This window comes from Blautia sp. AF34-10, assembly GCF_003477865.1.
Lineage (GTDB): Bacteria > Bacillota > Clostridia > Lachnospirales > Lachnospiraceae > Fusicatenibacter > Fusicatenibacter saccharivorans.
This window is the reverse complement of record NZ_QUED01000031.1, coordinates 20274-31535: the sequence shown is the minus strand read 5'-3', so window position 1 is coordinate 31535 and position 11262 is coordinate 20274. Positions and strand designations below refer to the sequence as shown.

Here is an 11262-nt window from a genome sequence, read left to right as displayed (position 1 = left end):
GGAGTGCCCGAAATGCCATGCAGTTCATGACCGGGATACGAATGCAGGCATTAATATTCTGAAAAAAGCACTGCAGATGCAGTCTGCATAAAGATGAAAAGCTGTACCGCAGGGCATACGGGAACAGGATAAACATAGCTTGTGGACACTGTGTAAGACATTGCAGTACCGTAAGGTATTCGTCAATGCAGTAGTGGAAGAAACAAGAATCCCCCTGCTTTAGCTGTGGGGAGTGTCAAATTAATGTGCAGACGCAGAAATATCATATTGTAAAGACAACATCGCAGAGTGCAGCCCAAATGGGGGAATATGAGATCATAGACGATTTTGGCGGGCATGCGAAGTGCATGGCAGAGAAAATGTGCATGGAATCACAACTGGAAGAAACTGCTGCATTTATCGATCTCAATACGCTGGAAGAGCGGCTCGCCGGAAAAAACAGTATCATACACGAATTTATCGATAAAAAAACAGGCTGGTGCCGGAACAGATTCATTCCTGTTGATTACGATGAAAATGGAAGGCTTCTGCATGTGCTGTTTTGTATTGAGTGTATCGAAGAAGAGAAAAAACGTGAGAACCGCTTGATTTATCTGGCACAGACGGATCTTATGACGGGATTGTATAACCGTGGAAGCGGGGAAAGACAGATTTCCCATCTGCTGCAGGAAAAAACAGGAGGTCTGCTTTGCCTGATTGATTGTGACAAATTCAAAACAATCAACGATACGTATGGACACTCGACAGGGGATAAGGTTATTATCGCCGTTGCAGAGACGATGCAGAAATCCTGCCGGGACAAGGACGTAGTTCTGCGCCTCGGGGGTGACGAGTTTGCAGTCTTTATGCCGGAAATGCGGGAGAAAGCGGCGGCAGAGAGATTTTTCGAAAGACTTTTTTATAACATCAGCCAGATTACGATTGCGGAAATGAAGGGGAAGCAGATAGAAATCAGCCTGGGTGCCTGTTTCTGCGAGGCATCGGAAGAAGTTTCTTTTGACCAGCTGTACAGAAAGGCGGACCGGGCAATGTATCAGAGTAAAAAGAAACAGGGATACAGTGCCTCCATTTATGAAGAATGGATGAAAAGCAATTAGAACAGGACAAGGCAGGAGAGATACCAGATGAACATCATTTGTGTAGACGACGAACAAATACAGAGGGACTGGAAGGGATGGAAGCCTTAAAGCTCTTCGGGAGCAGTGTGGAAGCCTAGGAATGGGCAAAGGAGCATCCGGTGCCGGGAAATTTGCGAGAAACATCAAAACGGAAGCAGAGTTTCCGAACTCTCAGAGGAATATGCTTTATCGGAAAAGAGCATTCAGCGGATCCTGCGCTGCACAGCAGCAGACGGAAAAAATACGGACTGAATACAAAAATGGAAAGACAGCCATGGAAGAACCCCCGGGCTGTCTTTTGTATTTCTGTTGCTTTTTTTTCCGTTTTTCCTTGCATTTCAGAAAGATGCTGTTATAATAAGGGAAAGTGAATAAATATACATTACATGAGGAGAGAAGGAGATTATTATGAAAATGAATTTTGCAAAAAAAGCAACAGCACTTGCAATGTCCGTTTTGTTTGCTGTTTCGATGGCAGGATGCGGAAGTTCTGCATCTACCGCAAAGAAAGTAGAAGTAACATCCGTAGAGGATCTGGCAGATCTGAAGATTGGTGTACAGACCGGAACAACAGGTGATTCTCAGGCGAGCGATGCGTTAATGCAGATTCCCAGATGCAGCGTTACAACAAAGGCGCCGATGCTATTCAGGCACTGAAAAACGGAAAGATTGACTGTGTTGTCATCGATTCCCTGCCGGCAGAAAAATTCGTTGCAGCAAACGATGATCTGAAAATTGTAGATGGTATTTTTGATACCGAAGAATATGCCATGTGCTTTAAAAAGGGCAATACCCTGCGAGACGAGTTCAACACTGCATTGGCAGAGCTGAAAGAGGACGGAACGCTGGATGAAATCATGAGCAACTACATTGGTGATGAAGTCGGACAGCATCCGTATGAATCCCCGGCAGACGCGGACCACTCCAAGGGAACGCTTACCATGGCAACCAACGCAGAGTTCGAGCCGTGGGAGTACAAAGAGGGAAATGATATCGTTGGTATCGATGCCGACATTTCCAAGGCAATCTGCGACAAGCTTGGTTATGAGCTGAAAATCGAGGATATGGCATTTGAAGCCATCCTTGCATCTGTCAACAGTGGAAAAGCAGACTTCGGCGCAGCCGGAATGACGTTACTCCAGAACGGGAAGAAAGCGTTGATTTCACGGATACTTATGCAGATGCAACACAGGTTGTCATTGTCAGAAAGTAATAACATAGTGATAAGGACTGCGAGAGTACGAAGTACGGGGCAATCTGGAATCAGGGGATAGAAACGAGCGGCTGTCCGCCAGACAAAAGGCGCGGCCGCTCGTTTTTCGATTGCGCTGTAAGGAAACTGCCGGTTGCAGATCCCGCAGTTAAAAACACAAAGGAGAGATGTGTCATATGGAAAATTTACATCATCAGTTCAACCGCTACTTTGTAGACAATGGTGCTACAGAATGGTGGCTGACCGGTCTGAAGACGACACTGCTTGTCACGGTGCTTGCGCTGTGCATCGGTGTTGTGCTCGGACTTCTTATCGCACTGATCCGCTCGACACACGAGCAGACCGGTAAATTAAAACTTCTGAACATTGTTGCGCGCGTCTATCTGACGATCATCCGCGGAACGCCGTCCATGATTCAGATCCTGTTTTTCTATTCGGTTATTTTTGCAACCGTAAACCTGAACAATATCGTGATCGGCGGAATCGCATTTGGTATCAATTCCGGTGCATACGTTGCTGAGATTTTCCGTTCCGGAATTATGTCTGTGGACAAAGGACAGACGGAAGCAGGACGAAGCCTTGGCTTAAATTCTGCACAGACCATGCGTCTCATCATCATTCCGCAGGCGTTTAAAAATGTTCTTCCGGCGCTGATTAATGAGATGATCGTGCTGTTAAAAGAGACTGCCATCATCGGCTATATCGGAACCATTGATATTACAAAGGCAGCGACCCTGGTACAGAGCCGTACGTACGATGCGCTGGTTCCGCTTCTTTCCGCAGCGATCTTTTATCTGATTCTTGTTATGATTCTGACCTATTTCATGGGAAAACTGGAAAGGAGACTGCGTAAGAGTGACCACTAATGAAAAAGTATTAATCAAAGTTGAAAATCTGCAGAAGAGCTTCGAGGATAATAAGGTTCTGGACGGGATCAGTACAGAGATCCGTCAGGGAGAGGTTGTCGCTGTCATCGGTCCTTCCGGTTCCGGAAAATCGACCTTTCTGCGTTCCTTAAACCGTCTGGAAATTCCAACCGGCGGAAAAATTTATTTCGAGGGCGTTGACATCACAGCACCGGAAACCGATATCGACCATGTACGACAGAGGATTGGAATGGTATTTCAGCAGTTCAACCTGTTTCCGCATAAAACCGTCAAGGAAAATATCATGCTCGCCCCGGTGACATTAAAGCTGATGACGCCGGAAGAAGCAGCGAAAAAAGCGATGGAGCTCTTAAACCGCGTTGGACTGCCGGATAAAGCAGATGCTTACCCGGGAAGCCTTTCCGGCGGTCAGAAACAGCGAATTGCCATTGCACGCGCCCTTGCGATGAACCCGGATGTCATGCTGTTTGACGAGCCGACCTCCGCACTCGACCCGGAAATGGTAGGGGAGGTTCTTGAAATTATGAAGGAACTTGCTGAATCAGGCATGACGATGGTTGTCGTAACGCATGAAATGGGTTTTGCAAGAGAAGTGGCAACCCGCGTGGTCTTTATCAACGAGGGAAATATTCAGGAGGAGAATACGCCGCAGGAGTTCTTCGCAAATCCGCAGCATCCCCGGCTCAAAGAGTTTTTATCGAAAGTATTATAATAAAAAACGCTGCTCTGTATCATCAAAACACAGAACAGCGTTTTTGCATCTTATTTGGAAATCGTGCGGGTGGCTTCTTTCAGCCACTCTTTTTCGTCCCCTTCCAGATAAGGAGAAATCTTCTCATACACTTCTTTGTGGTAATTATTCAGCAGCTCGACATCTTTCTCCGTCATATACTGCGTATCGATACCGTCGAGGTCGATCGGAACCATGGTAACGAACTCAAAGCGCATGAACTGGCCATACATGTTCTTTTCTGCTTTGCGGCAGAGCATCAGGTTCTCGGTACGGATACCGTGGCTTCCTTCAATATAGATACCTGGTTCGTCGGAGGTCAGCATACCTTCCTCGAGAACGGCATTTTCCATGCGCTCCGGAACCATTTTCCAGCGGAAACCGTTTGGACGCTCATGGACATTTAAGAGATAGCCGACGCCGTGGCCGGTTCCGTGATTGAAGTCAAGACCTCTCTCCCAGAATGCCTGTCTTGCGAGGTAATCGAGATTGATGCCGATGCATCCATGGAGAAATTTTGCGTTTCCAAGACGCAGGGTTCCCATCGCGGTGATGGTGAAATGCTCTTTTTCTTCCTCAGTCAGCGGTCCGACAACAATGGTTCTTGTGATATCGGTTGTTCCTTCATAATACTGTCCGCCGGAATCCACGAGGTACATGCCTTTTGGCTGTAGAACGGAGAAATCTTCTTTCGTTGCCTGATAATGGCACATAGCGGCATTCGGGCCGTAAGCGGAGATGGTTCCGAAACTCGGCTCAATGTAGCCTTCCTGCTCTTTTCGGAAGGATTCCAGTTTCTCTGCAACGGAAACTTCGTCCATCGGGATTTTGCCGATGTTTTTCTTTAACCAGTAAACGAAACGGGTTACAGCAACGCCGTCTTTGACGTGGGCTTTGCGGATATTTTCCATCTCAACTGGTGTTTTCAATGCCTTTAAGGAGGAAGCCGGGTTCATCACATTGACAATCGTGTTTTCGCCCATGACGCTCTGGCAGATTGTGTAGTTGACTTTGGCTTTCTCCAGAAGAATCGTTTTTCCTGTGATGCCTACAGCGAAATCATAGACAGCATCGTATGGATGAATCGAAATACCAAGACCGGCAAGATACTGTTTTACTTCATCATTTAAAGTTGCTTCCTGAATAAACAGATGGCCTTCGGTTTCGGTCAGAATGAGGTAGGAGAGGACAACCGGATTGCACGGAATATCGTTTCCGCGGATGTTCAGCATCCAGGCAATATCGTCGAGTGCGGTCAGGATATGTACCTCGGCACCGTTCTCTTTCATCTTTTCGCGGACTTTTGCAAGACGGTCAGCAGCGGACTCGCCGGTATATTTGGAATCAAGAATCCATACCGGTTCTGCAGAAAGTGCTGGGCGGTCGGACCAGATTTCACCGATCAGGTCACTTCGATAGGAGAGAAAACGCTCCGGAAGTGTCTTTTCCAGTGTCTCACCGAGCATCTCATTGACAACGCGGCCGTCGAAGCCGATGGTCATGCCTTCTTTTGTATTTGCCTGCAGGTATTCCTCTACGGTCGGAACACCTTCCTGGCCCATTTTCATTAAAGTAACGCCGGTTCCGGCAAGCTCTTTGGCTGCCTGTACGAAGTAGCGGCCGTCGGTCCAGAGGCACGCTTCATCCTGCGTAATCACAGCAGTTCCGGCAGAACCGGTAAAACCGGTAATATACGTTCTTGCTTTAAAGTAAGTTCCTACATATTCGGATTCATGATAATCGGCGGTCGGAACCAGATAAGCGTCCACGCCGTATGCTCTCATTTTTTCGCGGAGAGCAGCTAATCTTTCTGGTATCATAGTTTTTTCCTCATCTTTCTTTTCGAAAAATAATGTCGGCATTTTTAAATGGGATGCCAACATTTTTATTCTATCACATTTTCCAAATCTGTCAAAGTGATGATTGAGAATTTGTCTCACTGTTTTCCTGTTTTTGCGAAAATTTTTGTGCATTTGGAGATTTTTCCTATTTTTCAAGAGCTTTTTTGTACCATTTTCTGCACAAAAGAAGTAAGATAGGAAGAAAGAAAAAGCGTGGTGAAACTACGCGAAGAAGCAGAAACTATGTAAGAAAGGGGGACATACTGTAATGCATACAATATGTCTGAAAGACAACTGGACCTTAACGGTCCTTGGAAAAAATGTTTACGATATTCCGGAGACTCCAATTGAGACAAAGGTTCCGTCTACCGTTTACGGCACACTTCTGGAAAAAGGTCTGATCCCGGATCCGTTTTATCGTGACAATGAACTCGATGCACTGAAACTGATGGAGAACGATTTCGCATACGAGACAGAAATCGTGATCGGAGAGGAAGACAGAAAAGCGGATCGCCTGTTTTTACATTTCGACGGAATTGATACGATCGCGGATGTTTATCTGAACGGAGAGAAAATCGGCTCCGCAGACAACATGAACCGTGTCTGGGAGTACGATATTACCGATCTTGTTGCAGGTGATGCAGCCGATACCGTATATCAGGTAAAAGTGATTCTGCATTCTCCGACCAAATTCATTGCGGAAGAAGATACAAAATGCCCGGTTGGCGGATCCTCCGATGCAATGCCGGGATTCCCGCATATCCGTAAAGCAGCGTGCATGTACGGCTGGGACTGGGGCCCGCGTCTTCCAGATGCAGGACTGTTCCGTGAGGCTTCCGTTCTTGCTGTAAAAACAGCCCGTCTGGCACAGGTATTTGTAGGCCAGGAGCATCACGTAACCGGAAAAACGGTTCACGGAAATGTTGTTGATTCCGTGCGCCTGACGGCAGATGCCGAGATCGAGTGGATGCCGGGAGTTACCGACGGAAACGTAAAAATTGTCATGACGGTTACTTCTCCGGATGGAAAAACCGTTCTGACAGCAGAAAGCGGCAGCATCGATCCGCTGACCCATTCAGCACCATCAAAAAATCTGACCGGTCTTACATGTGAGCTTCGCAGCAACCGTGTACAGGCTTCTCTTACCGTAGAAAATCCGGAGCTGTGGTGGCCGAACGGTTACGGCGCACAGGCACTGTATCAGGTAAAGGTAGCGCTTGTTGCAGAGGATACCCTGGATACCTGGGAGAAGAAAATGGGTCTTCGCACCATCACGGTCAATACCGATCCGATGGAAGATGAAGTTTATGATGAACACATGACCGGACAGGCACCAGATTACGACGACGGCGACAACATGGTTATGACAAACGGTGAGAAGAAAGTAATTATCACCGATAAAGCAGCAAAGACGGTAAAAGGCCGCAACTTTGCATATGAAATCAACGGACTGCAGATTTTCGCGATGGGCGCGGATTACATTCCGGAGGATAATATTTTAACCCGCCAGACGAGAGAACGTACCGATCTGCTGTTAAAATCTGCACAGGAAGCAAACTTCAATTCCCTGCGTATATGGGGCGGCGGATACTTCCTCGATGACTTCTTCTATGATGTCTGCGATGAGAGAGGACTTCTGATCTGGCATGACTTCATGTTTGCCTGCGCTTCCTATGAGCTGTCAGATCATTTTGAGGAGAATATCTCCACAGAAATCCGTCAGAATGTACGCAGACTTCGTTCTCATGCAAGCATTGCTCTGTGGTGCGGAAACAATGAGATGGAGACACAGTATGAAATGCTGGCATGGCCGAAATCCAAGAAACAGTATTACGATTATATCCATCTGTATGAGTACATCATTCCGAAAATCGTCAAAGAAGAGGATCCGGAGAAATTCTACTGGCCGTCATCCCCGTCTTCAGGTGGAAATTACGAAAACAGCAATGCGGAAAATGTCGGCGATACCCATTACTGGGGCGTATGGCACGGAAGCGAGCCGTTTACCGCTTATCGTTCCCACCATTACCGTTTCCTGTCCGAGTTCGGATTCCAGTCCTTCCCGTCCCTGCAGACTGTAAAACGGTTTACGGAAGACGGCGACCGCAACATCTTCTCACGCGTCATGGAAATGCACCAGAGAAATACGGCTGCCAACGGAAAGATCCTGAACTATATCTCACAGACCTATCTGTATCCGAAGAATTTCGATGAGCTTCTTTACTGCTCACAGCTTCTTCAGGCAGATGCCATCCGTTACGGCGTAGAGCATTTCCGCCGCTTCCGTGGTACCTGCATGGGTGCTGTTGTATGGCAGCTGAACGATATCTGGCCGGTAGCATCCTGGGCAAGCGTCGATTACTACGGAAACTGGAAAGCCCTGCAGTACGCAGAGAAGAAGATGTTCGCACCGGTTCTGCTTTCCTGTGAGGAGCATGGAGAGATCGATCAGAAACCGTTTGTCAACACTCTGCCGCATCCAATCGATGTCAGTGCAGACCTTCACGTTGCGAATGAGACGGGTGAGCCGATTGTTGGAACCGTAAAATGGTCTCTGCGCCGTCCGGATTCTTCCGTAGTCAAAGAGGGAACCTTCGAGGTCAACGCACCGGCCTACGGCGGACAGTGGATGCCGCATCTTGATTTCAACGGTCAGGATCCGCTGGAAGTTCATCTGACGTATGAGCTGGTTGTCGATGGAAACGTCGTATCTTCCGGATCGACGCTGTTCTGTGCACCGAAGCATTACCATTTCGCAGATCCGAAACTTTCTGTATCGGTAGACGGCGATACCGTAACTGTAACGGCAGAGAACTTCGCAAAATCTGTCAGCGTAGAGACCGAAAACGGTGTGCTTCGCCTGGACGATAACTTCGTTGATATGGAAGCAGGAACAAAGACCTTCCGTATTCTGCCGACCGCAGACTTTACCGCCAAGGGAACCGGCGTATCGGGCGCATACCGCGTACGAAGCGTATACGAGACAGCAGAACGATAAGGCATGGAAAAAGGGCACGCAAAATGAATGCGTGCCCTTTTCTGCAAAATAACGTTATTTATTTTTTTCTGCCTGGATTTTTCTGGCCTGTTTCGGTGTGATTCCTTTTATTTTTTTATAACACCGGATGAAATAGCTGCAGTCCGGATAGCCGACTTCTCTGGCAATAAAAGAAACATCGTGACTGGAAAAAAGCAGCATGTTTTCTGCCGCATTGATTCTGGTTGCCGTAATATATTCTTTGCAGGTCATATTGTAGCGGCGGTAAAAATTCATGGAAAATGTGGAGTGCGACATGTTGCACATGGCGGCAAGTTTCTCTACGGTCAGTTCTTCAAAATAATGGGAATCAATGTATTCGGAAATCAGGTCAAAACTGATTTCGTAGGAAGGATGCACGCCGGGAGACGGAAAAGAAGTCCCGCTTTTTTGCCAGTTCCGTACAAAACGGCTGATGATTTTCCGAAGATCCGCTGTAAGAATCATGGAATAGCCAAGCTCTTTATCCCGGTATTCCTTAAGAATATCCGAAAAAAGAGGAAAAAGGTCCATTTTCCGTACCTGCTCCGGAGAAAAAATACAGGGGCAGCGGAACGTGTGGAGGCCGTGCAGAATCGAACGCAGATCCAGCTCATCCGTCTTGCAGGTGGGCAGAAGATTGGGGTCAAATTTAATCACATCATACTGCACCGGAACAGACCCTTTTGCAAGCGCGATGGAATGAACGCATTTGGGCGGAAAAAGGATCACGGATCCTTCTGTTCCGATGGATGTCACATTATCAAGGGAAACCTCAATTTCTCCTTTCAGAACGTAGAGAAGTTCTACATAATAGTGCCAGTGAGCAGGAATCGGAAGGGAGTCCCGCGTGCTGTCAAAAAGAAAAGCCTCATAAGGAGAGGCGATGGGGTCGATATATTCATATAAGTTATTCATAGATGTCTCACTTTTCGTTCGTAGTGGATGTTCCATACTGACTGTGGATGGAAACAAACTTCTTTTAGTATATAGTGATTTTATATGATTTGCAAGAAGGAATGAAGAAAGGAAAGGTTACAAGATTATCATCATGCAAAAAACAACAAATGATATGACGCAGGGCAACAGCATGAAGCTGATTTTTCAGTTTTTCCTGCCGATTCTGATCGGAAATCTTTTTCAGCAGCTTTACAGCTTTGTGGATTCCATGGTCGTTGGAAAGGGGATCGGAGATGTGGCTCTGGCAGCGGTTGGAAATACCAGTTCGGTACATTTTTTGATTCTCGCTTGCCATGGGGCTTACCGGAGGACTTGGGATCTGTATTTCCCACTCCTTTGGAGCGAATGATATCGAAAAACTGCGGAAAGAAATTGCGATGTCGGTTTATATCTGCCTTGCCATTGGAATTGTAATTACGGTGGGCAGTCTGTTTTGGATGCGCCGTCTGTTTGTCTTTCTCCAGACACCGGAGGATATGATGACAGACACTCTGGTTTATTTTGGAACCATTCTGGCGGGCAGTACCGTTACCATTTTTAATAACTTTGCCATGACGCTGCTCCGGTCCGTCGGAAACAGTAAAGTGCCGCTGGCTTCTATGATCGTTTCGTCGGTGGTCAATATTGTGCTGGATCTTCTATTTGTATTTCCGTTTGGCATGGGCGTGTTTGGAGCGGCGCTTGCAACGGTTCTGGCGCAGGTGGTTTCTGCCCTTTACTGTCTGGTATATATCCGGCGCGCCGCAGAACTGCTTCCGCGGAAAACAGACTGGAGGGCAGATGGTGTACTTCTTGGCGCACTCGTTGGAAAAGGCCTGCCGGTAGCTGTGATGAATTCTGTAACTGCGGTGGGCGGTATGGTCCTCAGGTTTTTGTCAATCAGATGGGAACGGCTTATGTCGCGGCTTATGCTGCATGTATGAAGGTGTGCGGTCTGTTCGAGCAGCCGGGTATAACACTTGGACTTGCACTTCTGACTTTTACAGGACAAAATTATGGAGCCGGAAAATACGACCGGATCAAACAGGGAGTCAGGGCAGGTGTCGTGCTTTCTGTCCTTGTCAATCTTCCTTTTGCAGCACTGGAAATTTTCTGCCCGAAGCTTCTGGCATCCCTGATGCTGAATGATGCGACAGTCATTTCCTATACCTGTATCTTTCTGCCGGTTACCGGAGTTGCCCTGTTCGCCCTTGGCTGGCTGTTTGTCTTCCGAAACGCCTGCCAGGGAATGGGAAAAACAGTTCTGCCGATGGTGTCCGGGATTGTGGAGGTTGCCATGCGCGTCATGGTTGTGCTGCTTTTAGCACCGCGCCTTGCGTTCCGCGGAGTGGCATTCGCAGAAATTTCCGCATGGGTCGGAGCTGGAGTTATGCTTATGATTACCTACTTCTTTTATCAGAGGCGGCTCTCCGGGAAAACTCCAGATGTGAGAGGATAAAAGGAGAAGTTATATATAAAAACCCTGCCTGCACAGCTTTGTAACATAGTCTTTTCAAA

The 11262-nt window shown here is 47.4% G+C and carries 8 protein-coding genes and 3 pseudogenes; 9 read left to right on the top strand and 2 right to left on the bottom strand.

The window, feature by feature from the left end; translation table 11 throughout:
- Positions 1-245 precede the first annotated feature (245 nt).
- The 6 genes and pseudogenes from DWZ60_RS15050 (at position 246) to DWZ60_RS15020 (ending at position 3930) form a co-directional block, all read left to right on the top strand.
- Entirely contained in the window at positions 246-1097 is an 852-nt protein-coding gene (locus tag DWZ60_RS15050) for a GGDEF domain-containing protein (protein WP_243038361.1), read from the top strand.
- Between the two features lie 435 nt (positions 1098-1532).
- Positions 1533-1775, top strand: a complete 243-nt coding sequence (locus tag DWZ60_RS18465; RefSeq protein ID WP_147397761.1) for a hypothetical protein — start codon at positions 1533-1535, stop codon at positions 1773-1775.
- A pseudogene (locus DWZ60_RS21345) lies at positions 1733-1933 on the top strand (transporter substrate-binding domain-containing protein); the annotation flags it as partial. The gene DWZ60_RS18465 and the pseudogene DWZ60_RS21345, both read left to right, overlap by 43 nt.
- Positions 1934-2047: 114 nt before the next feature.
- Positions 2048-2322 (top strand): annotated as a pseudogene (locus DWZ60_RS21340) (transporter substrate-binding domain-containing protein); the annotation flags it as partial.
- A 185-nt stretch (positions 2323-2507) separates the two neighbouring features.
- Complete coding sequence (locus DWZ60_RS15025; RefSeq protein WP_117762276.1) at positions 2508-3197, top strand: amino acid ABC transporter permease; 690 nt, start codon at positions 2508-2510, stop codon at positions 3195-3197.
- A complete protein-coding gene (locus tag DWZ60_RS15020) occupies positions 3187-3930 on the top strand; it encodes an amino acid ABC transporter ATP-binding protein (protein ID WP_119221985.1) in 744 nt (247 codons plus the stop codon). The genes DWZ60_RS15025 and DWZ60_RS15020 overlap by 11 nt, the downstream gene beginning before the upstream one ends.
- Positions 3931-3980: 50 nt before the next feature.
- Here the strand turns inward: DWZ60_RS15020 and DWZ60_RS15015 are convergent, their stop codons facing one another.
- The gene (locus DWZ60_RS15015; protein ID WP_119221993.1) at positions 3981-5768 is read right to left on the bottom strand and encodes an aminopeptidase P family protein; all 1788 of its coding nucleotides are present in this window, start codon (positions 5766-5768) and stop codon (positions 3981-3983) included.
- Between the two features lie 289 nt (positions 5769-6057).
- Between DWZ60_RS15015 and DWZ60_RS15010 the strand changes: the two genes are divergently transcribed.
- Positions 6058-8787, top strand: coding sequence for a beta-mannosidase (locus tag DWZ60_RS15010; RefSeq protein ID WP_119221983.1), 2730 nt, complete (start codon positions 6058-6060; stop codon positions 8785-8787).
- 54 nt (positions 8788-8841) lie between these two features.
- Here DWZ60_RS15010 and DWZ60_RS15005 read toward each other — a convergent pair whose 3' ends face one another.
- A complete protein-coding gene (locus DWZ60_RS15005) occupies positions 8842-9723 on the bottom strand; it encodes an AraC family transcriptional regulator (RefSeq protein ID WP_158568370.1) in 882 nt (293 codons plus the stop codon).
- A 133-nt stretch (positions 9724-9856) separates the two neighbouring features.
- Here DWZ60_RS15005 and DWZ60_RS14995 point away from each other — a divergent pair.
- Together DWZ60_RS14995 and DWZ60_RS14990 are read left to right on the top strand one after the other, a co-directional pair.
- Positions 9857-10688, top strand: a pseudogene (locus DWZ60_RS14995) (MATE family efflux transporter).
- Positions 10685-11203 carry an MATE family efflux transporter gene (locus DWZ60_RS14990; RefSeq protein WP_243038360.1) on the top strand — a complete coding sequence of 173 codons (519 nt, stop codon included), beginning with the start codon at positions 10685-10687 and terminating at the stop codon, positions 11201-11203. The pseudogene DWZ60_RS14995 and the gene DWZ60_RS14990 overlap by 4 nt, the downstream one beginning before the upstream one ends.
- Positions 11204-11262 lie beyond the last annotated feature (59 nt).

Coding starts and splice junctions, on each gene's coding strand:
- DWZ60_RS18465 (WP_147397761.1), top strand. CDS start 1,533: ATGAATTTTGCAAAAAAAGCAACAGCACTTGCAATGTCCGTTTTGTTT.
- DWZ60_RS15025 (WP_117762276.1), top strand. CDS start 2,508: ATGGAAAATTTACATCATCAGTTCAACCGCTACTTTGTAGACAATGGT.
- DWZ60_RS15015 (WP_119221993.1), bottom strand. CDS start 5,768: ATGATACCAGAAAGATTAGCTGCTCTCCGCGAAAAAATGAGAGCATAC.
- DWZ60_RS15010 (WP_119221983.1), top strand. CDS start 6,058: ATGCATACAATATGTCTGAAAGACAACTGGACCTTAACGGTCCTTGGA.
- DWZ60_RS15005 (WP_158568370.1), bottom strand. CDS start 9,723: ATGAATAACTTATATGAATATATCGACCCCATCGCCTCTCCTTATGAG.
- DWZ60_RS14990 (WP_243038360.1), top strand. CDS start 10,685: ATGAAGGTGTGCGGTCTGTTCGAGCAGCCGGGTATAACACTTGGACTT.